Here is a 26,772-nt window from a genome sequence, read left to right on the forward strand (position 1 = left end):
TCGGCGGATGGCCAGTATTCCGGTATCGCCGATTTGGCGATAGCCTCTCTGGCTCGGTTAGTAAAAAGGCAGAAAATCGATGTTACCCATGAAACGGCCGCGTCTGCGATCTGCGCACGTCCTGTCGGATTTCAGGCTGGCGCTGACATTTATCAATGGTCAGCAACTGACAGTTGATTTGGGGATGGATATTCATACTTATCCAGGTCTGCGGCCACTGCTTGATCGCGAAGTCTTTGCGACTGCCGTAGTCGGGGACGAGGGTTGGATCGTTGAATGGGTTGAACCCGACGTACAGATCGGTGCAGACACCTTGTACATGGATGCGCTAGCGCAAAATGCCCAGGATGAGAACACGCGCATTTTTATCGATTGGCGCGCCCGTACCGGACTTTCTCTCAATGATGCGGCCGAAGCGCTCGGTGTGAGCGCTCGCAGCATCAGCCGTTACAGCAATGGGCGTGAAGCAGTGCCACGTTCTTTGGCGTTGGCCTGTCTGGGCTGGGATTCACTGCAACAGCGTTCATCGATAGCGGCCGAAGACACAGGTCGATATGTCGTCAACCGCAAAACTTAATCCTCATCTGGCTTCGGCCGTTCGTACCGCGCATTGAATGCCTGGATGAAGCCATTGCGCAAAATCTGCAGAAACGCTTCAAAGGCGTTGACGTTCTGCTGGTGAACATTGCCGCTGAGTTCAACGCGGGTGGCGAACTGGTTTTTGTTCTGGTTTTTCAGCACGGTCTCGGTGCCGCCGACCAGCGCTTCCCAGATTGAGCGGAACAGGCCTTTGTTCTTGTTCTCGACGTCCTGCTGCCAGTTGAATACGTCGACGTCGCGCAGCAGAGGTTTGATGTAGCCGGTGAGCCGGGCTTTCTCTGCCTTCGCTTCGATAACCACGTCGCCGTGACCGGCGTTGAAGTCGAACTTGCCGTAGGCGGCGGCGAAGTCGTTCATGCGTTTGAGCTCGATGTCGCGAGCGCGCAGACGGAATTCAAAGTCTTCGAAGTTGCTCAGTGGATCGAAGGTGGCGGTGGTTTCGAGCGGCGCGTGGCCCAGCAGCAAAGCCTTGCCTTCAAAGCGGGCGTCGCGTTTGCCTTCCTTGTCGACCACATTGGTCAGGTTGTAGATGCTGGCGTTGACGTTGCTGGCATTCATGTTCACCGGCGGCTTGGAATTGAAGTTGCGGAAGGTGATACGGCCGTCGTTGATCTGCACCTCATCAAGGGTGATCGGCAGCAGCTTGCCCAACTGCTCACGCCAGTCGGTGCCCTGACCGGTCTGCGAGTTCTGTTTGTTGGGGCCGCCGTCGACAAAGTTGATTTCTGGGTTGAGAAATTGCACCTGCGCGACCACGGCATGGTCGTACCACAACGAATGCCAGCTTACCGACAGGTCGATCAACGGCGCATCGACGAACGGCACTGGTACCTTGCCATCGACCTTGACGATTTTCAGGCCGTTGATTTTGTAGGCGCCGCGCCACAGCGCGAGGTCGACATCGGTGATCTGGCCACGGTAATCGCCCATGTCCGCAAGTTTGTCATTGAGGTAGTCGCGTACCAGATAGGGCAGGGCGAAATGCAGGGCGACCAGCAGCACTACGACACCCGCCAGGGTCCAGAGCGGCCAGCTGTAACGACGTTTCATGCCATTGTTCCTTCAAGAGTGTGGCTTGACGATTCAAAGCGATTGACTCCGCGCGTTTGCAGACGTTCGACCCGACTGGACTGTGATCGGCAACGGGCTTACCTTGGAAGGCTGAATTCAACGCTGCATAAGGACCCAGCCATGAGCCGTATTTACGCTGACAACGCCCATTCCATCGGTAATACGCCGCTGGTCCAGATCAACCGCATCGCGCCGCGCGGGGTCACCATCCTGGCCAAGATCGAGGGGCGCAACCCCGGTTACTCGGTCAAATGCCGAATCGGCGCCAACATGATCTGGGACGCCGAAAGCAGCGGCAGACTCAAGCCGGGCATGACCATTGTCGAGCCGACTTCCGGTAATACCGGTATAGGTCTGGCCTTCGTTGCCGCTGCGCGTGGCTATAAATTGATGCTGACCATGCCGGCGTCGATGAGCATCGAGCGCCGCAAGGTTCTGAAAGCCTTGGGCGCGGAATTGGTGTTGACCGAGCCGGCCAAGGGCATGAAGGGCGCCATCGAGAAAGCTGCGGAAATCGTCGCCAGCGATGCCGACAAATACTTCATGCCGGCGCAGTTCGATAACCCGGCCAACCCGGCGATTCATGAGAAGACCACCGGCCCGGAAATCTGGAACGACACCGACGGCGCCGTGGATGTGCTGGTGGCTGGCGTCGGCACCGGCGGAACCATTACCGGTGTCTCGCGGTATATCAAGAACACCGCCGGTAAACCGATTTTGTCGGTGGCCGTCGAGCCCGCTTCTTCGCCGGTGATTACGCAGGCGTTGGCCGGTGCCGAAATCAAGCCGAGCCCGCACAAGATTCAGGGCATTGGCGCCGGTTTTGTGCCGAAGAACCTTGATCTGTCGATGGTCGATCGCGTCGAGCAGGTGACCGATGAAGAATCCAAGGCCATGGCTTTGCGCCTGATGCAGGAAGAGGGGATTTTGTGCGGGATTTCCTGCGGTGCTGCCATGGCGGTGGCGGTGCGTCTGGCGGAGAAACCAGAGATGCAGGGCAAAACCATCGTCGTGGTGCTGCCGGATTCGGGCGAGCGTTATCTGTCGAGCATGCTGTTCAGTGACCTGTTCACCGAGCAGGAGAACCAGCAGTAAGCCTGTTGATTCAAGTCAGCCAGGGTTCAGGCGCTGCATGTTAATAAAGGCTTTGTTGCGTAATGCTTAACACTGAATCTTGTGTCAGGCGGGTTTTTCCCGGAGCCGGTAGTGTTTATCATGGCCGGCTGCCATGCCGGGAAAAGGGCATTGCGCAGCGTTGTCTTTATTCAAGGAGTCGTTGATGACCGTTTCGTTTGCCGCCAAGGCGTTTGTGCTGTTGCTGTTTCTGGGCAGCACGCTCTATGTGCATTTGCGCGGCAAGGCGCGTTTGCCGGTATTGCGCCAGTTCGTCAACCACTCCGCACTGTTTGCTCCGTACAACGCGTTGATGTACCTGTTTTCCGCAGTGCCATCCAGACCGTATCTGGATCGCAGCAAGTTTCCGGAGCTGGATGTACTGCGGGACAACTGGGAAACCATTCGCGACGAAGCTATGCACCTGTTCGACGAAGGCTACATTCGCGCCGCCGAGAAAAACAACGATGCCGGTTTCGGTTCGTTCTTCAAGAAGGGCTGGAAGCGTTTCTATCTGAAGTGGTACGACAAACCGCTGCCATCGGCCGAAGCTCTTTGCCCGAAAACCGTGGCACTGGTCAGTGCCATACCCAACGTCAAGGGCGCGATGTTCGCGCTGCTGCCGGGCGGCAGTCACCTCAATCCGCACCGTGACCCGTTCGCCGGCTCCCTGCGTTATCACCTCGGCCTGTCGACACCCAACTCCGACGACTGCCGGATCTTCGTCGACGGTCAGGTTTACGCCTGGCGCGACGGCGATGACGTGATGTTCGACGAGACCTACGTGCACTGGGTCAAGAATGAAACCGCTCAGACTCGAGTGATTCTGTTCTGTGACATCGAACGCCCGCTGAGCAACCGCCTGATGACCCGCATCAATCGCTTCATCAGTGGCTGGCTCGGCCGCGCCACCGCGCCGCAGAATCTGGATGACGAACGCGTAGGAGGCATCAACCAGGCTTATGCCTGGAGCAAGAACTTCAGCGACCGTTTCAGCGGCGTGGTCAAGCAGTGGAAGCGCCGGCACCCCAAGGCCTACAGGGTAATGCGCCCGGTGCTGGCGGTGTTGGTGCTGACGTTGCTGGGGTATTGGTTGTTTGGTTGACGTTGGGTCAGAAATAAAAAAACCGCTCTTTTGGAGCGGTTTTTTGTTAACGGAAGGAAACGGACGAACCGGCTAGTAAGCCCCTTGGCTCTTCGACGGCTGGATCGGCCAGTGCATTCCTGATGCGATTCATCTCGGTTTCAGATAACTCAACAGATGACCGCTTTCTTTTCGTCTTTCTGGATTTGAAGTCTGTTGCTTTATTTTCAACGACAGCTTTCATGGGATCTCCGACGTTGATCAGCAAATGAGCAGTTGCTCAGATACTAGACTTTGTCAATACGCTTCACAAGACGGCCTTCAGAGTCGAACTCGAAACCCAGTTGACGGTATAGCGGTATGGCTCCCGAAAGAGGCTCTTGAATTTCGATATGTTGGCTGCCAATGATCAGTGCGAAATGAGTAACCGCAGTCAGGGCGAGGGTCGCTATGCGGCTTTTGAGTGGATGATCGTTTGGCTGACCCTCAAGACGCACAATTTTGACTCGTAATCGGCTTTGGTTCGGATTGGCGAAACAAAGTCCACAAAGTTCACGATCAAACCAGATAGCCAAATCGAAGCTCATTGGTTCTTTGGCTTTCCATCGGACGATCTCGATCCAGCAGAAATGCGAATCGAGCCATTGCTCATAAGCGCTCATGGCGGACGAATCAATAGCTTCGAAGCGAACCCTGGAAAAATCAAGGTCAACAATTCCGCGCCCCTCCAACTCGCTCTGCAGCTTCGCAAATGTAACTGCAGCCCGCTTCCTCGCCTCCGACCGATAAACCTGATACCGCAAATACGTCCGTTCCCTTGGCATATGATCTCTTGCATTCCATGTCTCCTGACAATCCGTTGCCGCGCCAATAACCCTAACCACCCGGCGCCAGACTGTCGCTACCGGCCCTTCGCCCAAGTCATTGCAATCTATGTCCCGGGCTGGTTATAGTCAGCCCGCGAGCCGCCTGGCTCGCGCGTTCATTTCCTCACTAAAGATCAGCATTCATGCCTGCATCCCTCATCAACGCGGTAGTCGATTCAGCGGTCAACGCTGGCGTCGTGCCGTGCGGGAATCGGCAGCCTGTGCAGATCAGTCATTACCCTCCACCTGTCAGTAGCACGCCGGTGTGCGCAGTCGTTTCGCCGCCGGGCGTTGGTGTGCGGGGTTGATCGGCAGTTTCTGCTGACCCCTGCGCCCGCCAGAACAACCTACTGAATTTCAGCTTCGGCTGAGTTGGCTTCTTGCCTGACTACAGGTGGTATTCATGTTTGTCCTTTCGAAACAATCCGCGCTCGCGGCGACGTCCACGAGCCTGTTCGTTCTGCTGTGGAGCAGCGGGGCGATTTTCTCCAAATGGGGCCTCGTCCATGCTTCGCCCTTTGCCTTTCTGCTGATTCGCTTCGCCATCGCCCTGTGCGGGCTGGTGTTGCTGGCGCCGCTGCTGAGATTGAAGCTGCCCAAGGGTGGCAAGCCGATGCTGTTCGCGATCGCCACGGGACTGGTGTTGCTCGGGGCCTATCAGATCTTTTATCTGCTGGCGCTGGATTGCAAAGTCACGCCGGGGGTAATGGCGACGATCATGGGCGTTCAGCCGATCCTCACCGTGGTCTTGATGGAACGGCAGCGTTCGGCGAGCCGCCTGTTCGGCCTGGCGCTGGGTCTGGCCGGGCTGATCATGGTGGTTTATCAAGGGATCGGTCTGGCCGGAATGTCCTGGGCCGGCATGCTGTTCGGTTTGCTGGCGCTGGCGAGCATGACGCTCGGCTCGATCATGCAAAAGCGCATCACCGAAAATCCATTGGGTACGCTACCAGTGCAGTACCTGGCCGGGCTGTTGCTGTGCGCGGTGTTCGTACCGTTCCAGCCGTTTCACTTCGAGCACAGCGCAGGCTTCATTGTCCCGGTGTTATGGATGGGCCTGGTGGTTTCAGTGCTGGCGACGCTGTTGCTGTATCGACTGATCGCGCGGGGCAATCTGGTGAATGTCACCAGTCTGTTCTATCTGGTGCCGGCGGTGACGGCGGTGATGGATTACCTGATTTTCGGCAATCGGCTGGCGGCGTTGGGTGTGCTGGGGATGTTGCTGATCATTGTTGGATTGGTATTTGTGTTCCGTAAAACCGGATAGCCGATAGGCAGGTGGCGCTTGTTGCGCCGCCTTTCGCGAGCAGGCTCGCTCCCACATTGGAATGTATTTTTCTGTGGGAGAGAGCCTGCTCGCGAATATCTGCGGCAGAAAATCTAACGGACTGACGCGTTTGCAGGCTTCGCCACCGCCGGCTTCAACACCAGCCACAACGCCGCCGCAATCAGCACCCCGCCATAAATGTGCGCCATCGACAACGGCTCATCCAGCAACAACGCCCCCCACAACACGCCGAACGGCGGGATCATGAAGGTCACGGTCATCGACTTCACCGGGCCGATCGAGCTGAGCAGGCGGAAATAGATGATGTAGGCAAACGCCGTGCAGCCCAGGCCCAAGCCGAGCAGCGACAGCCAGACATGCCAGCCGCCCCAGCTGACCGGCGGCGCGGTAATGGTGCTGTAGGCGAACAGCGGCAGCAAAAACAACGTCGCCCCGAGCATGCTGCCCAATGCCGACAAACGGCTGTCCAGCCCACCGGCGTGATCCAGCCAGCGCCGTGCGAGGAATCCGGCAAAGCCGTAGCAAGTGGTCGCCAGCAGGCAGGCGACCGCGCCCATCAGCAGTTGCAGATCGAAGGCTACGGGACCGGCGCGCGTCAGCACACCGACGCCGAACAGACCGAGGAACACGCCGCTGAGCTTGGCCGCCGTGAGCTTTTCGCTGAAAAACAGGCCGCCAATCAACACGCCCATCAGCGGCGTGGTGGCGTTGAAGATCGCCGAATAGCCGGCCGGCAATACTTGCGCCGCCACCGAATACAGCGTCGCCGGAATCCCCGAGTTGATCACGCCCAGCAGCATCACGGTTTTCAGCTTGCCCTTGAAGTCCCAGCTGATGCGCATCAGCCCGAGTATCACCAGCAGCCCGGCCGCCGCGATCGACACCCGAAAGAAACCGGTCGGGATCGTGCCGATCACCGGGGCAATGATGCGCATGAACAGAAAACTCGCGCCCCAGATAGCGGCCAGCGACAACATACGGAAAATATCGACAGGGCTCACGGCGGGCTCCTTCCTTGATCGGGACGAGAGTGTTGCCGAGCGTCCGGATCATGGCAACCGCTATTCGGGCTTTTAATTCTGCTTGCCGATGCATCGGCACGAGAAACCTCGTCAACGGTCGCCCCGGTATCGGTTTTGGCAGAAATTGCGCTTTTCCTGCGGACGGTTCCGTGACTAAGCTCAAACGAATCGATTTCCCGCCGAGGTTTCATTTATGTCGCAGCAATGGCCAGCCACCGAGATCGCCCGGATGATCCTCGCCGGCTTCGACGATTACCGCGAGCATTTCCGCCGCATCACCGACGGCGCGCGCGAGCGCTTCGAACAGGCGCGCTGGCAGGAGGCGCAGGTCGCCTCGGCGGCGCGGATCAGTCTGTACGAAGAAAAGGTTGGCGAAACCGTCGCTCGCCTGCGCGAGTATTTCGACGACGAAACCCTGATGAACGTCAGCTGCTGGCCGCTGGTGAAAAGCGCCTACATCAGTGTGATCGACTTGCGCTTCGACGATGAGCTTTCGGAAACCTGGTACAACTCGATTTTCTGCGGGTTGTTCAGCCACGATCTGATCAGTGACGGCTGCATGTTCATCCACACCACACGCCCGAGCCTGCGCCGAGCCCGCGCCGCGCAAACCCGCACATACAAGCCGCAGGGCCAGTTGTCCGGGATGCTCGCGAGTATTTTTTCCGATTACCGCTTCAGCGAAGATTACGCCGATTTGCCTGGCGACCTGCTGCGGCTCGAAGCGCAATTGCGCGAGAACCTGCCGGACTGGGTGTGCAAGGACCCGGAGCTAAGCGTCGAGCTGTTTTCCTCGGTGCTTTACCGCAACAAGGGCGCGTATCTGGTCGGACGCATTTACACCCGCGATGAGCAATGGCCGCTGGTGATTCCGCTGTTGCACCGCGAAGGAAGGGGCATTCAGATCGATGCGTTGATCACCGACGAAGCCGATGTGTCGATCATTTTCTCTTTCACCCGTTCGTATTTCATGGTCGATGTACCGGTGCCGGCGGAGTTCATCGGTTTTCTGCGACGCATTCTGCCGGGCAAGCACATCGCCGAGTTGTACACCTCGATCGGCTTCTACAAGCACGGCAAGTCGGAGTTTTACCGCGCGCTGATCAATCACCTGGCCAACACCGACGATCAGTTCATCATGGCCCCGGGCGTGCGCGGCATGGTCATGAGCGTGTTCACCCTGCCGGGTTTCAACACCGTATTCAAAATCATCAAGGACCGTTTCTCACCGTCGAAGAACGTCGATCGCGCCACGGTGATCGAAAAGTATCGTCTGGTGAAAAGCGTCGATCGGGTCGGTCGCATGGCCGATACCCAGGAATTTGCCGACTTTCGTTTTCCGCTGAGCAAGTTCGATCCGGCGTGCCTCGAAGAACTGCTAGAGGTCGCGCCATCCACTGTTTCGGTCGAAGGCGAAACCGTGCTGATCCGCCACTGCTGGACCGAGCGGCGGATGACCCCACTCAACCTTTATCTGGAAAATGCCAACGACGCCCAGGTACGTGAAGCGCTGGAAGATTACGGTCTGGCGATCAAGCAACTGGCGGCGGCGAATATCTTTCCCGGCGACATGCTGCTGAAAAACTTCGGCGTCACCCGTCACGGGCGCGTGGTGTTTTACGACTATGACGAAATTTGCTTCCTGACCGAAGCCAACTTCCGCCACATCCCGCAACCGCGCACGCCGGAGGATGAAATGGCCTCTGAGCCGTGGTACTCGATCGGACCGCTGGACGTGTTTCCCGAGGAGTTTCCGCCGTTCCTGTTTGCCGATGCCGGGCAGCGGAAATTGTTCGATCAATTGCATGGCGAGTTGTACAACGCCGATTACTGGAAGGGCTTGCAGGAGGCGATTCGGGCGGGGAAAGTCATCGACGTCTTCCCATACCGGCGCAAGGGCCTCGACAACGAATAACAAGACGCAGCTGCAAGCGGTAAGCTTCAAGCTGCAAGTTGAAAGCCGCAGTGACTTGCGGCTTGTAGCTTGGCGCTTGCAGCTGCTTTTCTGCGACAATCCGCCCCCTGCATAAATAGACGACCGAATTGCCTACCCGATGACCGACGAATCGCCCTCCATCGACAAACTGCTGAAAAACCTCGATCACGCCATGCTCGCCGACCGTCACCGGCTGCGGCGGCAGTTGCTTGAGCTGCGCAAGAAACCCGACGAGGCCAAACTGGCCCAGTGGGTGGCGCGGATGCAGGCGTCCTGTGATCAGGTACTGGCGCGTCGCGCGAGCCTGCCGGTGATTCGTTACGACGACAGTTTGCCGATCGCGGCCAAGCGCGACGAGATCAAAAAGGCCCTGGAGCAACATCAGGTGCTGATCATCGCCGGCGAAACCGGTTCGGGCAAAACCACCCAGTTGCCGAAGATCTGCCTGGAAATCGGTCGCGGCCAGCACGGTCTGATCGGCCATACCCAGCCGCGTCGGATCGCCGCGCGCAGTGTCGCCAGCCGTGTCGCCGAAGAACTCGGCACGCCGCTCGGAGCGCTGGTCGGCTATCAGGTGCGTTTCGAAGATCAAAGCGATTCCAACACCCTGATCAAACTGATGACCGACGGCATTCTGCTGGCGGAAACCCAGAACGATCGTTATCTGGAACGCTATGACACGATCATCGTCGACGAAGCACACGAACGCAGCCTCAACATCGATTTCCTCCTCGGCTACCTGAAAACCCTGCTGCCACGCCGTCCCGACCTCAAGGTCATCATCACGTCGGCGACCATCGATCTGGAGCGCTTCTCCAAGCACTTCGATGACGCGCCGATCGTCGAAGTGTCGGGCCGTACTTTTCCTGTGGAAACCTGGTACCGGCCGCTGAGCCTGGAGCAGGACGAAGAGGGCAACCGGGTCGAGGACGACCTGACCGTCGATCAGGCGATTCTCGCCACCCTCGACGAAATCGCCGCCTACGAGCGCAGCGAACGGCGCAGCCCCGGCGATGTACTGGTGTTCCTGCCTGGCGAGCGCGAGATTCGCGACGCCGCCGACATGTTGCGCAAGGCCCAGCTCAAACACACCGAGATCCTGCCGCTGTACGCGCGCCTGTCGCCGGCTGAACAGCAGCGGATTTTCCAGTCGCATCCGGGCCGCCGCGTGGTGCTGGCGACCAACGTCGCTGAGACTTCGCTGACCGTCCCGGGCATTCGCTATGTGATCGACAGCGGCACCGCGCGCATCAGTCGTTACAGCTATCGGGCCAAGGTTCAGCGCTTGCCGATCGAAGCGATTTCCCAGGCCAGCGCCAATCAGCGTAAAGGTCGTTGCGGGCGGGTCGAGCCGGGTATCTGCGTGCGTTTGTACAGCGAAGAGGACTTCCTTGGGCGCCCGGAATTTACCGATCCGGAAATTCTGCGCACCAACCTCGCCGCCGTGATCCTGCAGATGCTCCATCTGCGCCTCGGCGAAATCACCGCGTTCCCGTTTATCGAACCGCCGGACGGCAAGGCAATCAGCGACGGTTTCAACCTGCTGCAAGAGCTTTCGGCGGTAGATCGCAACAGTCAGCTGACGCCGCTCGGTCGCCAGTTGGCGCGCTTGCCGGTCGACCCGCGCATGGGCCGCATGCTCCTCGAAGCGGCCAAGCTCGGCAGCTTGCAGGAAGTGCTGATCGTCGCCAGCGCCATGTCGATTCAGGACCCGCGCGAGCGTCCGCCGGAGCGTCAGCAAGCGGCGGATCAGGCCCATGCGCAATGGAAGGATCCGGATTCCGACTTCGCCGGGCTGGTCAATTTGTGGCGTGGTTTTGAAGAACAACGCCAAGCGCTGACCGCCAACCCGCTGCGTAACTGGTGCCGGAAGAGCTTCCTCAATTACCTGCGCCTGCGCGAATGGCGTGATTCTCATCGCCAGTTGAGCCTGATCTGCCGCGACATGCAGCTGAGCCTGAACAAAGAGCCGGCGGATTACCCGAAGCTGCACAAAGCGGTGCTGGTCGGTTTGCTCAGCCAGATCGGCCAGAAAACCGAAGACGGCGATTACCTCGGCGCGCGGCAACGGCGCTTCTGGATTCATCCGTCGTCGGGCATCGGCAAGAAGCGCCCGCAGTGGCTGATGACTGCTGAGCTGGTGGAAACCACCAAACTCTACGCGCGGATGGTTGCCAAGATCGATGCCGACTGGATCGAGCCGCTGGCCGGGCACCTGATCAAGAAGAATCACTTCGAGCCGCATTGGGAGAAGAAGCGGGGCCAGGTCGTCGCCTACGAGCAGATCACCCTGTTCGGCCTGATCGTGGTCGGTCGCCGCCCGGTGCATTACGGCCCGGTCGATCCGGTGGTATCCCGTGAGCTGTTTATCCGCGAAGGCCTGGTGCGCGGCGAGATTCAGTCGCGGGCCAAATGCCTGAGCGCCAATCAGAAACTGCTCGAGCAGCTCGACGAACTGGAGGCCAAGGCTCGCCGTCGCGACATTCTCGCCGACGAAGAAACCCTCTACGCCTTCTACGATGCACGTCTGCCGGCCGAGATCCACCAGACCGCGACCTTCGACAGTTGGTACAAGGTCAACAGCCAGAAAGATCCGCAACTGCTGATCATGCGCGAAGAAGACGTGTTGGCCCGCGAGGCCAGCGAAGTCACCGCCCGTGATTACCCGGATACGTTGCACATTGGCGATCTGGAACTGGCGCTGACTTATCATTTCGAGCCCAATCACCCGCGCGACGGCGTGACCTTGCGCGTGCCGGCGCCGTTGCTGCCGATGCTGCCGCCGGAGCGTCTGGAATGGCTGGTGCCGGGGCTGATCGAGGCTAAGTGCATTGCTCTGGTGCGCAATCTGCCGAAAGCCCTGCGCAAGAACTTCGTGCCAGTGCCGGACTTCATCAAGGCCGCGTTGCAGCGCATGACTTTCGCCGAAGGTTCGCTGCCGCAAGCGCTCGGTCGCGAGCTGCTGCGCATGACCGGCGCGCGGGTCAGCGATGAAGCGTGGGCGGAAGCGGCGCAGCAGGTTGAGAGCCATCTGCGCATGAACCTGGAAATCGTCGATGGCCAGGGCAAGTTCCTTGGCGAAGGCCGCGATCTGGCTGAGCTGACCGCACGCTTCGCCGAAGCCAGCCAGGCCGCGCTGGCGGTGCCGCAGAGTGCGAAAAGTCAGCAACCGGTCGAGGCAAAAGTCTTTGCCCCGGTGGCGGAAAAGACCCAGCAGAAGATCGCCGGGTTGTCGATGACGGTCTACCCGGCGCTGGTGGAAGAGGGCGGCACGGTCAAGGAGGGACGCTTCTCTACCCCCGCCGAGGCCGAGTTCCAGCATCGTCGCGCCTTGCAGCGTTTGCTCATGCAGCAACTGGCCGAGCCGGCGAAATTCCTGCGCGGCAAGTTGCCCGGGCAGACTGAATTGGGCTTGCTGTATCGCGAACTGGGCCGGGTCGATGCGCTGGTCGAAGACATTCTGCTGGCCAGTCTCGACAGTTGCATTCTCGAAGGTGAAGACCCGTTGCCCCGCGATGGCGCCGGATTGGCGGCATTGGCCGAACGCAAACGCGGCAACTGGACGGAGCACGCCGAGCGGGTTGCGCGGCTGACTCTGGAAATTCTCAAGATCTGGCACGGTCTGCAAAAACGCTTCAAGGGCAAGATCGATCTTGCCCAGGCAGTGGCACTCAACGACATCAAGCAACAGATCGGCAATCTGGTCTATCCGGGTTTCGTCCGCGAAACGCCGATGCAGTGGCTCAAGGAGTTGCCGCGTTATCTGAAAGCGGTTGAGCAACGTTTCGAGAAACTCGGCGCACAGGTGCAGAAAGATCGGGTCTGGAGCGGCGAACTCGCTGGCCTGTGGGCGCAATACCAGACCCGCGCGGCCAAGCATGCGCAGGAAGGCAAGCGCGATCCGCAGTTGGAGTTGTACCGCTGGTGGCTGGAGGAATACCGCGTGTCGCTGTTCGCCCAACAGTTGGGCACCAAAGTGCCGATCTCCGACAAGCGCCTGAGCAAACAGTGGAGCCAGGTCGAGCCCTGACCTGCAGCCATACACAATCCCCCTGAGGAAGCGGTCTTTGTGGCGAGGGGATTTATCCCCGCTGGGTGGCGAAGCCGCCCCAAAACCTGCGAGCTCGGTTCATCGATCGTTCCCATGCTCTGCGTGGGAATGCCTCTGGGGACGCTCCGCGTCCAGTGACGCGGAGCGTCACGGGCTGCATTCCCACGCGGAGCGTGGGAACGATCATCAAAAGATCGCAGCCTTCGGCAGCTCCTGCAGGGATCGAGTTGAGCAGGAGAAAGGCGCCAAAATTCTGGGTTTATGGCAAACTTCGCCATCATAACCCGCCGTTTCGCGACCCAGAGCCTTCGGCCGTGTCGCGCTGCGGAATAAAACGATGCCAGGTTTGCGTCCCCCGGATGGGAATAGACCCTTTGCGTGTTGGTACGACGGTTCCAGCACTTTCTGCCTGAACAGATTAGAGAAACGACCATGCATAACGTCGTCATCAGCGGCACCGGCCTGTACACACCGGCCAACAGCATCTCCAACGAAGAGCTGGTGCAGTCTTTCAATACCTACGTCGCCCAGTTCAACGCCGATAACGCCGAGGCGATTGCCAGCGGTGAAGTCCAGGCCCTGACCGAATCCAGCGCCGCGTTCATCGAAAAGGCCTCGGGCATCAAGAGCCGCTTTGTCATGGACAAGGACGGCATCCTCGATCCGCAACGCATGGCCCCGCGCCTGCCCGAGCGTTCCAACGATGAATGGTCGGTGCTCTGCCAGATGGCCGTTGGCGCTGCCGAACAAGCCCTGCAACGAGCCGGCAAAACCGCAGCCGATATCGACGGCGTGATCGTTGCCTGCTCCAACCTGCAACGCGCTTACCCGGCCATCGCCATCGAAGTCCAGGAAGCACTGGGCATTGAAGGTTTCGGTTTCGACATGAACGTGGCGTGTTCTTCCGCCACCTTCGGCATCCAGGCCGCCGCCAACAGCGTGCAACTGGGCCAGGCGCGGGCGATCCTGATGGTCAACCCGGAGGTCTGCACCGGGCACCTGAACTTCCGTGATCGCGACAGCCACTTCATCTTCGGCGATGCCGCGACTGCGGTGATCATCGAGCGCGCGGATCTGGCGACGTCCAAGTACCAGTTCGACGTGGTCAGCACCAAATTGCTGACCAAGTTCTCCAACAACATCCGCAATAACTTCGGCTTCCTCAACCGAGCGGCAGAAGAGGGCATCGGTGCCCGCGACAAGCTGTTCGTGCAGGAAGGCCGCAAGGTGTTCAAGGATGTCTGCCCGATGGTCGCCGAGCTGATTGGCGAGCACCTGGAAGAGAATCAGCTCAACGTCGGCGACGTGAAGCGTTTCTGGCTGCACCAGGCCAATCTGAGCATGAACCACCTGATCGTGCGCAAGCTGCTCGGCCGTGAAGCCACTGAAGAAGAAGCGCCGGTGATTCTCGACAGCTACGCCAACACCAGTTCGGCCGGTTCGGTCATTGCCTTCCACAAATACCAAGATGATCTGGCCTCGGGTTCGCTGGCGGTGCTCAGTTCCTTCGGTGCTGGTTATTCGATCGGTAGCGTGTTGCTGCGCAAGCGCTGAAACAGGTTAATTTCCCCTTAATCGCGTCGATCTTTCCTACATTCGAAGCGGCTGAAACGCTGTAATTTTTCGGACGTCGCGGCAGGTGCACACCTGCCGCGTTCATTTTCGAAGTCCGGACAAGGGGATTGATGGATGGCGGCTGACGACACCCAACTGCTCACGCGCTTGCTGGCGGGGGAGCAAAAGGCTTTCAAGGAACTGGTCACCACCTATCAGAGCGCCATGCGCGCGGTGGCTTACGCGATTGTCGGCCAGCGTCATGTCGAGGAAGTGGTGCAGGATGCCTGGCTGTCGGTGGTGCGCCATCTGGCCAGTTTCGAAGGCCGGTCCAGCCTCAAAACCTGGTTGCTGACCATTACCGCCAATTCGGCCAAGAGTCGCTACAAGCTCAATCGCCGGGAAGTCCTGCTCGACGACCTGCCATCACCTCACGGCACCATCGGTGACGATCGATTTTCCTCGAGCGACGGTCATTGGCTGGTCGCGCCATTTGCCTGGCATCAGGACACCCCAGAGGCGCTGCTCACCGAAAACGAACTGCGCGAATGCCTCGAACACACGTTGCTGAGTCTGTCCGAGTTGCAGAGCAGTGTCCTGCTGTTGCGCGAACGCCAGGGTCTGGAGCTGGAAGAAATCTGTAATCTTCTGGAGATCTCGCTCTCCAATGTCCGCGTGCTGCTGCACCGGGCACGCTTGAAGGTCTTCGCGACCGTGGAACATTTTGAGGAGACAGGAGAATGTTGACCTGCAAGGAGCAAGTGGCACGATCCAGCGATTATCTCGATGGCCAACTGAGCTTTCGCGAGACGCTGATGGTGCGTCATCACCTGTTGTTCTGCCGCAATTGCCGGCGCTTCATGCGGCAGATGCGCGTGATGCAGGCAACCCTGAAGGCGCTGCCGGAACAACCGGAAGAGGGAGTGGATGCTTTGGCTGAGCGTCTGGCGACGCAGAGGCGCGACGACAGTCCTTGAAAGAGTCAGCCCGGGGCAGCGTCAGCGAACGGATGATGGGGATCGCTGGCATTGCACCGGGCTGCAGGACATCAGCTTCGAACGACAAGTCGCAAGGGGAGCGGTGACTTGCAGCTTGTCGCTCGAAGCTTGTAGCTGTTTTCTTAGAACTTCGCTTCAGCATCCAACTGCAGGGTGTTGGCATCTGCATCGCGCTGGCTGCGGCTGGCGAAGTCGGCCTTGGTCAGGAAGTACGTGGCGCCGACGGCGAAGTTCTTGTCGATGTCGTAACCGACCTTGAACTTGTGCCCGCGCGAACCGGTGGTGCCGTTGGCGAAGTCGGAGTCGGTGAAGGCGCCGACCACGGCGTTGCGCTGCACGTCGCGATAGTTGTAGTCGAGGTTGAAGCCGAAGACTTTCGACTTGGCGCCGAGCAACCATGCGGTGTCCTGATCGGTCACGGCATCGTTGTTCTTCACGTACTGGCCGTAGAACGACAGCGGCATTGGCAGGCCGCCGATGTCGATCTGGCTGAACCCTTCATACAGACGGAATTCGTTGTCGGCCGAGTTGCCGTTGACTGCCAGCGCGCACGGCGTCGAGGTGCCGGTGCAGCGGCTGTCATCGTCATTCTGGTAAGCGTAAACGCTGCCGCCGACGGTCATCTTCAGGTTGTCAGTGATGTTGAAGCGGCTGCCCAACTGGCCAGCGGTCAGGCGCAGGTCGTGGCGGAATTGCACGCCGTCGCCGTCAACGTTGTCCTTGAGGTTGTAGTTACCCAGGCTGCCGAACAGTTCGGCGCTGCCGCCCAGTGGGTATTTGTAGGTAACGGCCAGACCTTCCGGGTTGATGTCGCTGTCCCAGATCACGTCGCCCATGCTCACCCATGGTTGCAGCATCTTGCCGCCGATCACGTGCAGGTTCTTGATCTGATCCGGGTGATAGTCGATGTAGCCGAGGTCGAGCCAGATCTGCTTCTTGTCGAAGTAGTTGTCCTGATCCTGGTTGGTCGAGCGCGCGTCGTCACCGCCGCCGGTGGCGATACGGATACCGGTGTCGACTTGCGGGTTGATCTCGGTATAGGCGCCCAGACGCGCACGGATGCGCTGGCGGTCCTTGTCGCGGCCGCCGTTGTTCGGCTCGCCGTCGATCTTGATGGTTTCCTGACGGATACGGACGTCGCCCTTGAACTGGGTCTTGGCCGCCCAGGCCAGTTTCTGATCGAACAGGCTCTGTTCGTTGGTCTTCTTCGCGACCGCCGCTACTTGTTCGTTGGTTTCCTGCTGCGCCTGTTGGGCGATTTGCTGAGCCTTCTGATCCTTGGCCAGTTCTGTTTGCAGCTCGATGTACTGCGCCTGGGAAATCGACCCGTTGGCCTTGAGCATGTCGAACAGTTTGGCGTCGACTGCAGCACTGGCCGGAACGCTCATGGCCAGCAACAAGCCGCCGCACAGGGCCGCTGCAGTTTTCGTGGAAGCAAGACGCATAGCAATCTCCGAAGATGAAGGGGATGGCTGAACCATCCTGGGCACAACCGGCCTGAAGGCCGGAAAACTGTGTCCGGGTTAGAACCCGGCGCTCTAAAAACAGGCGCCAGTATCGCGATGGTTTATGACAGGGCGGTGGCACAGTGATGGCAGGTTGATGACGATGCGGATCAGGCGTGAACTATCGAGTTAGAGCGCTGTCGGCCGATTGAGCGTGTGCAACGGGGTCGCGATCAGCGATACTCGCCGGGCTTTGTCGCCAAGCTGTGGAGTGCCAGTGAATGCCGTTGCAACGCCTGCAAGACCTGTCAGAAATCGCCCCGGCAAGCTGGGATGCGCTGGTGCCGGACAACCAGCCGTTCCTGCGTCACGCCTTCCTCAGCGCGCTGGAAGACAGCGGCAGTGTCGGCCCGCATATAGGCTGGCAGCCGGAGCATTTGCTGCACATCGAAGATGATCGACTGATCGCCGCACTGCCCAGTTATCGCAAGTGGCACTCCTACGGCGAGTACGTCTTCGATCACGGCTGGGCCGACGCCTGCGCGCGTGCCGGCATCGATTACTACCCCAAACTCCTGACTGCCGTGCCCTTCAGTCCGGTCAGCGGCCCGCGCTTGCTGGCGGCAACAGTGGAGGACGGTTTCGAACTGCTGAAAAGTCTGCCCGGCTATTTGCAGGTCGAAGAGCTCTCCAGCGCGCACATCAATTTCACTGATCCGTTTACCGATGCGGCGATGGCCGAGCAACCGGGCTGGCTGCAGCGCATCGGCTGTCAATATCACTGGCAGAACCGTGGTTACCGCGACTTTCAGGATTTTCTCGACGCTCTCAGCTCACGCAAGCGCAAGCAGATGCGCAAGGAACGCGAGCAGGTGGCGGGGCAGGGCTTTGAGTTCGAGTGGTTGGAGGGGCGTGAGCTGGACGAGGCACAGTGGGATTTCGTGTACGCCTGCTATGCCAACACCTACGCGGTGCGGCGTCAGGCGCCATATCTGACGCGGGAGTTCTTCAGCCTGCTGGCCGAACGCATGCCCGAAGCGATTCGCGTGGTCCTGGCCAAACAGGGCTCCCGGCCGGTGGCGATGGCGTTCAGTCTGGTCGGTGGCGACAGTTTCTACGGGCGGTATTGGGGTTGCCTGGCCGAGTTTGATCGGCTGCATTTCGAGACGTGTTTCTACCAGGGCATGGATTACGCGATTGCCCAAGGCATCCAGCGTTTCGATGCCGGGGCACAGGGCGAGCACAAGTTGATTCGCGGCTTCGAACCGGTGATCACCCATTCCTGGCATTACCTGCGCCATCCGGGGCTGAAAGCGGCGGTGAAGGATTTCCTCCAGCAAGAGCGCGCCGGGGTTCTGGCCTATGCCGAAGAGGCCCGAACGGCGTTGCCCTATCGCCACACCTGACCATGATCGTTCCCACGCTCTGCGTGGGAATGCAGGCCGTGACGCTCCGCGTCACTGGACGCTCCGCGTCCCTTGAGGCATTCCCACGCGGAGCGTGGGAACGATCATATCGCGCGATCAATCGATACCGACAAACCCTCCGGTCTGGTGCGCCCACAACCGTGCATACAAACCACGATGGGCGAGCAGTTCGGCGTGGGTGCCGCTCTCGGCGATCTTGCCGTTTTCCAGCACCACCAGACGGTCCATGCGCGCGATGGTCGAGAGACGGTGGGCGATGGCGATCACGGTTTTGCCCTGCATCAAGGTCTCGAGGCTTTCCTGAATCGCTGCTTCGACTTCCGAATCCAGTGCCGAGGTGGCTTCGTCCATGATCAGGATCGGCGCGTCCTTGAGCAGCACCCGCGCAATCGCGATGCGCTGGCGCTGACCGCCCGAGAGTTTCACCCCGCGCTCGCCGACATGCGCGTCGAAACCGCTGCGGCCTTCAGCGTCGGATAGCAGTGGAATGAACTCATCGGCGCGAGCCTTGTGCACCGCCTCCCACAGTTCGGCGTCGGTGGCGTCGGGTTTGCCGTAAAGCAAGTTGTCACGGATCGAGCGGTGCAACAGCGAGGTGTCCTGAGTGATCATGCCGATCCGCGCACGCAGGCTTTCCTGGCCGACTTCGGCAATGTTCTGCCCATCGATCAGGATGCGCCCGCCCTCGACGTCGTACAGGCGCAGCAACAGGTTGACCAGGGTCGATTTGCCGGCGCCGGACGGGCCGATCAAGCCGATTTTCTCCCCCGGTTTTATCGTCAGATTGAGGTCGCCGATGATGCCTCTCTTCTTGCCGTAGTGAAAATCCACGTGTTCGAAACGCACTTCGCCCGAGGCCACGGCCAGCGGTTTGGCCTGCTCGCGGTCGGTGACGCTGACCGGTTGCGAGATGGTGCGCAGACCGTCCTGGACCATGCCGATGTTTTCGAAAATGCCGGTGACTACCCACATGATCCAGCCGGACATGTTGACGATACGGATTACCAGGCCGGTGGCCAAGGCAATCGCGCCGACGGTGATCAGCGACTGCGTCCACAGCCACAATGCCAGCGCCGTGGTGCCGACAATCAGCAGGCCGTTCATCGCGGTGATCGCCACGTCCATGCTGGTCACCACGCGACCGGCCATTTGCGCTTTGACGGTCTGTTCTTCGATGGCTTCCTTGGCGTAGTGCTGTTCGAAGTTGGTGTGGGCGAACAGTTTCAGCGTGGCGATGTTGGTGTAGCCATCGACGATACGGCCCATCAGTTTCGAGCGCGCGTCAGAGGCTTCCACCGAGCGCTCCTTCACCCGCGGCACGAAGTAATACAGCGCGCCGATGTAAGCGACGATCCAGGTCAGCAGCGGGATCATCAGGCGCCAGTCGGCCTCGGCGAACAGCACCAGCGAGCTGATCGCATAGATCACCACGTGCCACAGCGCGTCCACCGCTTGCACGGCAGAATCGCGCAGCGAGTTGCCGGTCTGCATGATGCGCTGGGCGATGCGCCCGGCGAAGTCGTTCTGGAAGAAATTCAGGCTCTGCTTGAGCACGTAACTGTGGTTCTGCCAGCGGATCATGCTGGTCATGCCGGGGCTCAGGGTCTGATGCACCAGCAGGTCGTGCAGGGCAAAGAAGATCGGTCGCAGCACCAGAGCGACCACCAGCATCCAGGTCAATTCGAGGGCGTGGTCGCTGAAGAAATTCGGGTTGGGCGTGCCTTGGGCCAGATCGATGATGCGGCTCAGGTAACTGAACAACGCTACTTCGATCAACGAGGCAAACAGGCCGATGACGAGCAGGGCAGCAAAACTTGGCCAGACCTGCTTCAGGTAATAGACGTAGAAGGGCCAGACGCGGTCCGGCGGGGACGCCGTCGGGGCGTCGCGGAAGATATCGATCAGTTGTTCGAAACGGCGATAGAGCATCAGATAACCGCCCGGAATCCGGGCTCTCCTTTTATCAGTGCGAGCGGCGCAGGCTCAGCCCCACGCCGCTCGATATGCCCGGCGAAACTCAGTCGATGCGCTTGGCCGACTTGATGATCACAGGGTCGACAGGCACGTTCTGCATGCCTTGTTTGGTGGTGGTCTGCGAGTTGACGATGATGTCCACGACGTCCATGCCCTTGACCACTTTGGCGAACACCGCGTAACCGGCGTCGCGACCCGGGTCGAGGAACGCGTTGTCGGCGACGTTGATGAAGAACTGGCTGGTCGCCGAATCAGGGTTGGAAGTGCGCGCCATCGACAGGGTGCCGCGAACGTTGTGCAGGCCATTGCTGGCCTCGTTCTTGATCGGCGCCTTGGTTTCTTTCTGTTGCATCTGCTGGGTGAAGCCGCCGCCCTGAGCCATGAAACCCGGGATCACGCGGTGGAAAATGGTGTTGTTGTAGAAGCCGCTGTCGACGTATTCAAGGAAGTTCTTCGTGCTGATCGGTGCCTTGACCGGGTCCAGTTCGATTTCGATCTGGCCGTTGGTGGTGTCCAGCAGCACGTGGGGCGCCTTGGCCGGGGTAGCAGCCATCAGGTTGGCGGCAAACAGTACGGAGCCGGCGGCGAGGGCGAGTTTTTTCAGCATGGGTCAGTGATCCTGAGAGTGAAGGTCGGCTGTGGCGAGAAAATCCAGCAGCGTGTGATTGAAGCGTTCGGGTTGATCGAGCGGGGTGGCATGGCGCGAGTCGTCAATGACCACCAGCCGCGCATCCGGCAGCAGTTTTACATAGGTTTCCTTTAACGCCACCGGTGTGTAGTCACGGTCGGCGCTGATGACGAGCGTTGGACAGGACACCCGGGAAAGTCGTTCCTGAACGCCCCAGCCCACGATCGCATCGAAGCTGGCGAGATAAGCACGTTTGTCGTTTTTTGCCCAGCGTTCGGCCATTTTCCGTCGCAGATCGGCCTGTTCCGGCTTGGGGAAAAGTTTGCTGCCGAGGGCTTTGCCGATGGTTTCCAGGCTGAGCAGGCGCATCAGGCTCCAGCGTTTGAACCACTGCCAATAATCATCGCGGCTGCGCAATTTGACCTGTGGCGCGCTATTGACGATGGTCAGGCTCTTGAGCGCTTGCGGCTGATCGACAGCCAGTTGAAAGCCGATCATCCCGCCCATCGACAGCCCGACGTAGTGCACCGGGCCGAGGCGCAGGTGTTCGATCAAGGCCAGCAGGTCGGCGCTGAACCCGGCGATGCTGTAGCGCTCGCGGGGTTTGTCCGAGCGCCCGTGGCCGCGTATGTCCGGGACGATCACCCGGTAGTGCGCGGCCAGCGCGGGGATCTGCATTTCCCAGTCCAGGGTGCTCGAGCCGAGCCCGTGAACCAGCAGCAACGGCGCACCGTGGCCATATTCCTCGTAGTGCAGGTTGCAACCTTCGTGCTCGAAATACGCCATCGGTGAACTCCGTGTCAGGCTTGTTCGGGGGCGGCAAACGGTGCGTCCAGCGGCAAGGTGTCGAAGGTGCGCAGCAGTTCGATAAGGATTTGCGTGGCCGGGCCCAGGGGTTTGTCCTTGTTCGAATACAGATAGAAACTCGAATTGCGGCTGCCGCCTCGGTCCAACGGTAGCAGCTTGAGCGAACCATCCTTCAATTCCCGGTCGATCATGTGCCGCGGTAGCCAGGCAAAGCCCAGGCCGCTGCTGACAAAGGTCGCGGCGGTGGCGAGGCTGCCGACGGTCCAGCGCTGTTCGGCGCCGAGCCAGCCGACATCGCGCGGCTGCTGGCGGCCGGAGTCGCGGATCACCACTTGCATCTGGGTTTCCAGATCCTGAAAGCTCAGCTCGCGGTTGAGCCGATGCAGCGGGTGATCAGGGTGGGCAACGGCGACGAACTCGACATCGCTCAATTCCGCACCCAGGTAGCCCGGAATGCTCAGGCCGGTGATGGCCAGATCCGCCACGCCTTCGAGCAGCACTTCCTCGACGCCCGACAACACTTCCTCGCGCAGACGCACGCGGCAGCCGCGACTCTGCGGCATGAACGCGGTCAGGGCACGGACGATCCGCGCGCTCGGGTAGGCCGCATCGACCACCAGCCGCACTTCAGCTTCCCAGCCTTGCTCCATGTGATGGGCGAGGTCTTCCAATTGGCTGGCCTGTTTGACCAATTGCCGCGAACGGCGCAGCAATACGCCGCCGGCTTCGGTGAGCACAGCTTTGCGCCCGTCGATGCGCAGCAATGGCACGCCGAGCTGATCCTGCATGCGGGCGACGGTGTAGCTCACCGACGATTGCGAACGGTGCAGGGCCTCGGCGGCCTGGGCGAATCCGCCGTGGTCGACCACGGCCTGCAACGTTCGCCATTGATCAAGGGTCACGCGGGGCGCTTTCATCAATAGCTCCTCTTGTCCTAAGCTGGCCGTCCCTCATGGAGACTGCCGAATGAAAAAATTCTGTTGTGTGGTGCTGGCGCTGCTGCCGTTGACCGCGTTTGCCTATCCGATCGACGTGCAAAAGGATCTCAACGGCATGAAGATCGACTACGAGACTTACGACACGGACAACGACATCGGCTCGATCCGCGTGGCCAACTACGGTGATGTCGATGCGACCTGCCGTGCGGTGTTCAGCAACGGCCCGGAAGCACCACGCACGCGCAGCATCGATGTCCCGGCAGGCAAGCATAAAAACGCCACGGCCAAGTTCACCCGAGAGATCATCAAGCTGCGCATCAAACTGACCTGCACCCCGAAATAGCACCGCGAACCCTTGTGGGAGCGAGCTTGCTCGCGAAGGCGGTATGTCATTCAACAATGATGTCGACTGATACGGCCAATTCGCGAGCAAGCTCGCTCCCACAGGGTATGTGTCAGCATCTAAACTAATTATTCGATGCTTTGCAGCAATTATTTGCGCTTTTTCATCGATTCGACTCTGTTTAACCTTCACTCCATCGACTTACAACATATTCGGATGGAGGCTACACACCATGTCCCGCGTTCTGATCATCGAAAGCAGTGCCCGCCAGCAAGACTCGGTTTCCCGTCAACTGACCCAGACCTTCATCGCTCAGTGGAAAGCCGCGCACCCTGCCGATCAGATCACCGTGCGTGACCTCGCCGCGAACCCGGTGCCGCATCTGGACGCCAACTTGCTCGGTGGCTGGATGAAACCCGCCGAACAGCGCAACGACAGCGAACAGGCGTCGCTGGACCGCTCCAACCAATTGACTGATGAGCTGCTTGCCGCCGACGTGCTGGTGATGGCCGCACCGATGTACAACTTTGCGATCCCGAGCACGCTCAAGGCCTGGCTGGATCATGTGCTGCGCGCCGGGGTGACCTTCAAGTACACCGAAACCGGTCCGCAAGGTCTGCTCAACGGCAAGCGTGCCTTTGTCCTGACTGCTCGCGGTGGTGTGTATGCCGGTGGCCCGGCGGATCATCAGGAACCGTACCTGCGCCAGGTGATGGGTTTCATCGGGATCAACGACGTGACCTTTATCCATGCCGAGGGCATGAACCTGGGCGGTGACTTCCAGGAGAAGGGCCTGAATCAGGCCAACGCCAAATTGTCTCAGGTCGCTTGATCGGTTAATCGCCAGATAATCGCTGGATGGTCTAGTGACCTGGCGCAACCCCTTCAAGGTTCCACGCGCATCGAACCTCCCTTTGCACTTTTGCTCCTGAGTGCTGTAGCCCGATTGAACGCTTTAGCGAGATCGGGCTTTTTTTTGTCTGCGATTTTTCTGAACACTGCACATCCGAATTTCACATAAGTCCCTGTGGGAGCGGGCTTGCCCGCGATGGCGGAGTGTCAGTCGACAAATACTTGCCTGACCCTCCCTCATCGCGGGCAAGCCCGCTCCCACAGGGATTTGTGTTGTTCGAGGGTTCGCGGTCTGGCGCAAAACCCGCTATCGTCGCCGCCATTCGATTTTCGAGGCGAACATGGGCTATCTACTTTTTGTGACGCTGATCCAGGCGTTTTCCTTCAGTCTGATCGGCGAATACCTGGCCGGGCATGTCGACAGTTACTTCGCGGTGCTGGTGCGTGTAGTGCTGGCGGGGCTGGTGTTTATACCGTTGACACGCTGGCGTTCGGTGGAGCCGGCGTTCATGCGTGGCATGTTGCTGATCGGCGCGTTGCAGTTCGGTGTGACTTACGTCTGCCTTTACCTGAGCTTCCGTGTGCTGACGGTGCCGGAGGTGTTGCTGTTCACCATTCTCACGCCGCTGCACGTGACGTTGATCGAAGACGCGCTGAACCGCCGCTTTAATCCGTGGGCATTGGTTGCTGCGCTGGTAGCCGTGGGCGGTGCGGCGGTGATTCGCTTCGACAGCATCAGTCCCGACTTTTTCATGGGCTTTCTGCTGCTGCAACTGGCCAACTTCACTTATGCCGCCGGGCAAGTGTTGTACAAGCATCTGGTGGCGAAGCATCCGAGTGACCTGCCGCATTACCGTCGCTTCGGTTATTTCTACCTCGGTGCATTGGCGGTTGTGCTGCCAGCGTTCCTGTTGTTCGGCAAGTCGAACTTTCTACCGGAAGCGCCGCTGCAATGGGGCGTGTTGCTGTTTCTCGGTCTGGTCTCGACCGCATTGGGTCTGTACTGGTGGAACAAGGGCGCGTGCATGGTCAACGGCGGCACCCTGGCGGTGATGAACAACCTGCATGTGCCGGTGGGATTGTTGTTGAATCTGCTGATCTGGAATCAGCATGAGGAACTGGGGAGATTGTTCCTTGGCGGGGGTGTGATTCTGGCGGCTGTGTGGATCAGTCGGTTGGGCATCCGTAAATCCCCGGCCGCCGCATAACCCCTGTGGGAGCGAGCCTGCTCGCGAAGGCGTTGGGTCAGATAAGTATGGGTCGACTGACACATTGCATTCGCGAGCAGGCTCGCTCCCACATTTGATCTTTGGGTTACATCAGGTGTTTTTCCGGCTCCGGAATACTCGCCGAGCCCAACACCGCCGGCAGCAAGCCTGCGCGTAAATCCCCGCCACTCGGCTGTTGATACAGGCTCAGCCCGAACTCCGGCAACACCGCCAGCAGGTAATCGAAAATATCCCCCTGAATCCGCTCGTAATCGGCCCACACCGTGGTGCGGGTGAAGCAGTAGATTTCCAACGGAATGCCCTGCGCGGTGGTCTGCATCTGCCGGACCATGCAGGTCATGTTCGGCTGAATCTCCGGATGACTCTTCAGATACGCCAGCGCGTAGGCGCGGAAGGTGCCGATGTTGGTCATGCGGCGGCGGTTGGCCGACATTGCCGCGACATTGCCCTGCGCTTCGTTCCAGGCCTTGAGCTCGGCTTTCTTGCGGCCCATGTAGTCGGTCAGCAGGTGCACTTGGGAAAGCTTTTCTTCCTCGTCGTCGCGGATGAAGCGCACGCCGCTGGCATCGATGAACAGGCTGCGTTTGATCCGCCGACCGCCGGACTGCTGCATGCCGCGCCAGTTCTTGAACGACTCGGACATCAGCCGCCAGGTCGGGATCGAGACGATGGTTTTGTCGAAATTCTGCACTTTGACGGTGTGCAACGTGATGTCGACCACGTCGCCATCGGCGCCGACTTGTGGCATTTCGATCCAGTCGCCGACGCGCAGCATGTCGTTGCTGGTCAGCTGCACGCTGGCGACGAACGACAGCAGCGTGTCCTTGTAGACCAACAGGATCACTGCCGACATCGCACCCAGACCCGACAGCAGCAACAGCGGCGAGCGGTCGATCAGGGTGGCGACGATGATGATCGCGCCGAACACGTACAAAACCATTTTCGCCAGTTGCACGTAGCCTTTGATCGAGCGTGTACGCGCATGCTCGGTGCGCGCGTAGATGTCGAGCAGGGCGTTGAGCAGGGCGCTGACCGCCAGCAGCAGGAACAGGATGGTGAACGCCAGGGCGACGTTGCCGAGGAAATTCATCGCGGTTTTGCTCAGCTCCGGCACCAGGTGCAGGCCGAACTGGATCACCAGCGACGGCGTCATCTGCGCCAGCCGTTGAAACACCTTGTTGTGGCGGAAGTCATTGATCCAGTGCAGCGCCGGTTGGCGGCCGAGCATGCGGCTGGCGTGCAGGATCAGGTAACGCGCCACCCGTCCGAGCACCAGCGCGATGACCAGCAGCACCAGCAGCGCCAGTCCCGATTGCAGAAGTGGGTGCTCTTCGAGCGTGCCCCAGAGGCCTTGGGCTTTGAGCCAGAGCTGTTTGATATCCATAAGCGAAACATTTCTTCTGTAAGACGCGAGGGCCGATTAGAGCATTTAAGACGCTGTGTATTGCAGCGAGTGACAAATCGGGCAACAAAAAAACCACTGATTGTCGGCGTTTGCACAAAGAAACTCGGCCTGAGCGCTCGAAACCGGTAACCTATGCAGCTG

Annotated in this window: 23 protein-coding genes; 13 read left to right on the forward strand and 10 right to left on the reverse strand. The window is 59.6% G+C overall.

All coding sequences use genetic code 11. The features are described 5' to 3' along the window. Positions 1–79 precede the first annotated feature (79 nt). Positions 80–577 (forward strand): helix-turn-helix domain-containing protein, encoded by a 498-nt coding sequence (locus J5M66_RS16730; RefSeq protein WP_207808786.1) that lies wholly within the window; start codon positions 80–82, stop codon positions 575–577. On the opposite strand, the gene J5M66_RS16735 is transcribed toward J5M66_RS16730, so the two are convergent. Then, positions 574–1,650 carry a DUF748 domain-containing protein gene (locus J5M66_RS16735; protein ID WP_016771215.1) on the reverse strand — a complete coding sequence of 359 codons (1,077 nt, stop codon included), beginning with the start codon at positions 1,648–1,650 and terminating at the stop codon, positions 574–576. The genes J5M66_RS16730 and J5M66_RS16735 overlap by 4 nt on opposite strands. 141 nt (positions 1,651–1,791) lie before the next feature. On the opposite strand from J5M66_RS16735, the gene cysK reads away from it, so the two are divergent. Continuing rightward, complete coding sequence (cysK, locus tag J5M66_RS16740; RefSeq protein WP_016771214.1) at positions 1,792–2,766, forward strand: cysteine synthase A; 975 nt, start codon at positions 1,792–1,794, stop codon at positions 2,764–2,766. 184 nt (positions 2,767–2,950) lie between these two features. Beyond that, on the forward strand, positions 2,951–3,889 hold the full coding sequence (locus J5M66_RS16745) for an aspartyl/asparaginyl beta-hydroxylase domain-containing protein (protein ID WP_041478836.1): 939 nt from the start codon (positions 2,951–2,953) through the stop codon (positions 3,887–3,889). Positions 3,890–3,935: 46 nt separating this feature from the next. Here the strand turns inward: J5M66_RS16745 and J5M66_RS16750 are convergent, their stop codons facing one another. Both J5M66_RS16750 and J5M66_RS16755 read right to left on the reverse strand, forming a co-directional pair. Then, positions 3,936–4,112: a hypothetical protein gene (locus J5M66_RS16750; RefSeq protein ID WP_207808784.1), complete on the reverse strand. Its 177-nt coding sequence runs from the start codon at positions 4,110–4,112 to the stop codon at positions 3,936–3,938. A gap of 43 nt (positions 4,113–4,155) precedes the next feature. Then, a complete protein-coding gene (locus J5M66_RS16755; protein ID WP_123442898.1) occupies positions 4,156–4,692 on the reverse strand; it encodes a hypothetical protein in 537 nt (178 codons plus the stop codon). A gap of 445 nt (positions 4,693–5,137) precedes the next feature. Here J5M66_RS16755 and J5M66_RS16760 point away from each other — a divergent pair, with 445 nt between their 5' ends. Further along, positions 5,138–6,001 (forward strand): DMT family transporter, encoded by an 864-nt coding sequence (locus J5M66_RS16760; protein ID WP_207808782.1) that lies wholly within the window; start codon positions 5,138–5,140, stop codon positions 5,999–6,001. 113 nt (positions 6,002–6,114) lie between these two features. Here the strand turns inward: J5M66_RS16760 and J5M66_RS16765 are convergent, their stop codons facing one another. Next, positions 6,115–7,023: a DMT family transporter gene (locus J5M66_RS16765; protein WP_207808780.1), complete on the reverse strand. Its 909-nt coding sequence runs from the start codon at positions 7,021–7,023 to the stop codon at positions 6,115–6,117. A gap of 214 nt (positions 7,024–7,237) precedes the next feature. Between J5M66_RS16765 and aceK the strand changes: the two genes are divergently transcribed. From aceK to J5M66_RS16790, 5 genes are all read left to right on the forward strand, one after another. Then, positions 7,238–8,959: a bifunctional isocitrate dehydrogenase kinase/phosphatase gene (gene aceK, locus J5M66_RS16770; RefSeq protein ID WP_207808777.1), complete on the forward strand. Its 1,722-nt coding sequence runs from the start codon at positions 7,238–7,240 to the stop codon at positions 8,957–8,959. A 139-nt stretch (positions 8,960–9,098) separates the two neighbouring features. Then, entirely contained in the window at positions 9,099–13,010 is a 3,912-nt protein-coding gene (gene hrpA / locus J5M66_RS16775) for an ATP-dependent RNA helicase HrpA (protein ID WP_207808775.1), read from the forward strand. 453 nt (positions 13,011–13,463) lie between these two features. Further along, on the forward strand, positions 13,464–14,585 hold the full coding sequence (locus tag J5M66_RS16780) for a beta-ketoacyl-ACP synthase III (RefSeq protein WP_130909987.1): 1,122 nt from the start codon (positions 13,464–13,466) through the stop codon (positions 14,583–14,585). A gap of 135 nt (positions 14,586–14,720) precedes the next feature. After that, positions 14,721–15,332 carry a sigma-70 family RNA polymerase sigma factor gene (locus tag J5M66_RS16785; protein ID WP_041478829.1) on the forward strand — a complete coding sequence of 204 codons (612 nt, stop codon included), beginning with the start codon at positions 14,721–14,723 and terminating at the stop codon, positions 15,330–15,332. After that, a complete protein-coding gene (locus tag J5M66_RS16790) occupies positions 15,326–15,562 on the forward strand; it encodes a zf-HC2 domain-containing protein (protein WP_130900119.1) in 237 nt (78 codons plus the stop codon). The genes J5M66_RS16785 and J5M66_RS16790 overlap by 7 nt, the downstream gene beginning before the upstream one ends. A gap of 143 nt (positions 15,563–15,705) precedes the next feature. Here J5M66_RS16790 and J5M66_RS16795 read toward each other — a convergent pair whose 3' ends face one another. After that, positions 15,706–17,028 carry a putative porin gene (locus tag J5M66_RS16795; protein ID WP_207808774.1) on the reverse strand — a complete coding sequence of 441 codons (1,323 nt, stop codon included), beginning with the start codon at positions 17,026–17,028 and terminating at the stop codon, positions 15,706–15,708. 281 nt (positions 17,029–17,309) lie between these two features. Here J5M66_RS16795 and J5M66_RS16800 point away from each other — a divergent pair, with 281 nt between their 5' ends. Continuing rightward, on the forward strand, positions 17,310–18,434 hold the full coding sequence (locus tag J5M66_RS16800; protein WP_207808772.1) for a GNAT family N-acetyltransferase: 1,125 nt from the start codon (positions 17,310–17,312) through the stop codon (positions 18,432–18,434). A 117-nt stretch (positions 18,435–18,551) separates the two neighbouring features. Here J5M66_RS16800 and J5M66_RS16805 read toward each other — a convergent pair whose 3' ends face one another. From J5M66_RS16805 to J5M66_RS16820, 4 genes are all read right to left on the reverse strand, one after another. Continuing rightward, positions 18,552–20,384 carry an ABC transporter ATP-binding protein gene (locus J5M66_RS16805; protein ID WP_207808770.1) on the reverse strand — a complete coding sequence of 611 codons (1,833 nt, stop codon included), beginning with the start codon at positions 20,382–20,384 and terminating at the stop codon, positions 18,552–18,554. Between the two features lie 88 nt (positions 20,385–20,472). Further along, positions 20,473–21,036, reverse strand: a complete 564-nt coding sequence (locus J5M66_RS16810; RefSeq protein ID WP_016771201.1) for a peptidylprolyl isomerase — start codon at positions 21,034–21,036, stop codon at positions 20,473–20,475. Positions 21,037–21,039: 3 nt separating this feature from the next. After that, the gene (locus J5M66_RS16815) at positions 21,040–21,843 is read right to left on the reverse strand and encodes an alpha/beta hydrolase (protein WP_125917798.1); all 804 of its coding nucleotides are present in this window, start codon (positions 21,841–21,843) and stop codon (positions 21,040–21,042) included. Positions 21,844–21,857: 14 nt separating this feature from the next. Further along, positions 21,858–22,781 (reverse strand): LysR family transcriptional regulator, encoded by a 924-nt coding sequence (locus J5M66_RS16820; RefSeq protein ID WP_016771199.1) that lies wholly within the window; start codon positions 22,779–22,781, stop codon positions 21,858–21,860. 49 nt (positions 22,782–22,830) lie between these two features. On the opposite strand from J5M66_RS16820, the gene J5M66_RS16825 reads away from it, so the two are divergent. From J5M66_RS16825 to J5M66_RS16835, 3 genes are all read left to right on the forward strand, one after another. Then, positions 22,831–23,145, forward strand: a complete 315-nt coding sequence (locus tag J5M66_RS16825; RefSeq protein WP_016771198.1) for a hypothetical protein — start codon at positions 22,831–22,833, stop codon at positions 23,143–23,145. 232 nt (positions 23,146–23,377) lie between these two features. Continuing rightward, complete coding sequence (locus tag J5M66_RS16830; protein WP_073472882.1) at positions 23,378–23,977, forward strand: FMN-dependent NADH-azoreductase; 600 nt, start codon at positions 23,378–23,380, stop codon at positions 23,975–23,977. Positions 23,978–24,338: 361 nt separating this feature from the next. Further along, the gene (locus J5M66_RS16835) at positions 24,339–25,205 is read left to right on the forward strand and encodes a carboxylate/amino acid/amine transporter (RefSeq protein ID WP_136492163.1); all 867 of its coding nucleotides are present in this window, start codon (positions 24,339–24,341) and stop codon (positions 25,203–25,205) included. Positions 25,206–25,311: 106 nt separating this feature from the next. On the opposite strand, the gene J5M66_RS16840 is transcribed toward J5M66_RS16835, so the two are convergent. Beyond that, positions 25,312–26,610, reverse strand: a complete 1,299-nt coding sequence (locus tag J5M66_RS16840) for a mechanosensitive ion channel family protein (RefSeq protein WP_056783642.1) — start codon at positions 26,608–26,610, stop codon at positions 25,312–25,314. Positions 26,611–26,772: the final 162 nt, after the last annotated feature.

The organism is Pseudomonas sp. 67(2021), assembly GCF_017491835.1.
GTDB lineage: Bacteria > Pseudomonadota > Gammaproteobacteria > Pseudomonadales > Pseudomonadaceae > Aquipseudomonas > Aquipseudomonas atacamensis.

What these genes read in the sequence shown, in the direction of transcription:
- J5M66_RS16730 (WP_207808786.1), top strand. Translation starts at nt 80, where the DNA reads ATGTTACCCATGAAACGGCCGCGTCTGCGATCTGCGCACGTCCTGTCG.
- J5M66_RS16735 (WP_016771215.1), bottom strand. Translation starts at nt 1,650, where the DNA reads ATGAAACGTCGTTACAGCTGGCCGCTCTGGACCCTGGCGGGTGTCGTA.
- cysK (WP_016771214.1), top strand. Translation starts at nt 1,792, where the DNA reads ATGAGCCGTATTTACGCTGACAACGCCCATTCCATCGGTAATACGCCG.
- J5M66_RS16745 (WP_041478836.1), top strand. Translation starts at nt 2,951, where the DNA reads ATGACCGTTTCGTTTGCCGCCAAGGCGTTTGTGCTGTTGCTGTTTCTG.
- J5M66_RS16750 (WP_207808784.1), bottom strand. Translation starts at nt 4,112, where the DNA reads ATGAAAGCTGTCGTTGAAAATAAAGCAACAGACTTCAAATCCAGAAAG.
- J5M66_RS16755 (WP_123442898.1), bottom strand. Translation starts at nt 4,692, where the DNA reads ATGCCAAGGGAACGGACGTATTTGCGGTATCAGGTTTATCGGTCGGAG.
- J5M66_RS16760 (WP_207808782.1), top strand. Translation starts at nt 5,138, where the DNA reads ATGTTTGTCCTTTCGAAACAATCCGCGCTCGCGGCGACGTCCACGAGC.
- aceK (WP_207808777.1), top strand. Translation starts at nt 7,238, where the DNA reads ATGTCGCAGCAATGGCCAGCCACCGAGATCGCCCGGATGATCCTCGCC.
- hrpA (WP_207808775.1), top strand. Translation starts at nt 9,099, where the DNA reads ATGACCGACGAATCGCCCTCCATCGACAAACTGCTGAAAAACCTCGAT.
- J5M66_RS16780 (WP_130909987.1), top strand. Translation starts at nt 13,464, where the DNA reads ATGCATAACGTCGTCATCAGCGGCACCGGCCTGTACACACCGGCCAAC.
- J5M66_RS16785 (WP_041478829.1), top strand. Translation starts at nt 14,721, where the DNA reads ATGGCGGCTGACGACACCCAACTGCTCACGCGCTTGCTGGCGGGGGAG.
- J5M66_RS16790 (WP_130900119.1), top strand. Translation starts at nt 15,326, where the DNA reads ATGTTGACCTGCAAGGAGCAAGTGGCACGATCCAGCGATTATCTCGAT.
- J5M66_RS16795 (WP_207808774.1), bottom strand. Translation starts at nt 17,028, where the DNA reads ATGCGTCTTGCTTCCACGAAAACTGCAGCGGCCCTGTGCGGCGGCTTG.
- J5M66_RS16800 (WP_207808772.1), top strand. Translation starts at nt 17,310, where the DNA reads ATGCCGTTGCAACGCCTGCAAGACCTGTCAGAAATCGCCCCGGCAAGC.
- J5M66_RS16805 (WP_207808770.1), bottom strand. Translation starts at nt 20,384, where the DNA reads ATGCTCTATCGCCGTTTCGAACAACTGATCGATATCTTCCGCGACGCC.
- J5M66_RS16810 (WP_016771201.1), bottom strand. Translation starts at nt 21,036, where the DNA reads ATGCTGAAAAAACTCGCCCTCGCCGCCGGCTCCGTACTGTTTGCCGCC.
- J5M66_RS16815 (WP_125917798.1), bottom strand. Translation starts at nt 21,843, where the DNA reads ATGGCGTATTTCGAGCACGAAGGTTGCAACCTGCACTACGAGGAATAT.
- J5M66_RS16820 (WP_016771199.1), bottom strand. Translation starts at nt 22,781, where the DNA reads ATGAAAGCGCCCCGCGTGACCCTTGATCAATGGCGAACGTTGCAGGCC.
- J5M66_RS16825 (WP_016771198.1), top strand. Translation starts at nt 22,831, where the DNA reads ATGAAAAAATTCTGTTGTGTGGTGCTGGCGCTGCTGCCGTTGACCGCG.
- J5M66_RS16830 (WP_073472882.1), top strand. Translation starts at nt 23,378, where the DNA reads ATGTCCCGCGTTCTGATCATCGAAAGCAGTGCCCGCCAGCAAGACTCG.
- J5M66_RS16835 (WP_136492163.1), top strand. Translation starts at nt 24,339, where the DNA reads ATGGGCTATCTACTTTTTGTGACGCTGATCCAGGCGTTTTCCTTCAGT.
- J5M66_RS16840 (WP_056783642.1), bottom strand. Translation starts at nt 26,610, where the DNA reads ATGGATATCAAACAGCTCTGGCTCAAAGCCCAAGGCCTCTGGGGCACG.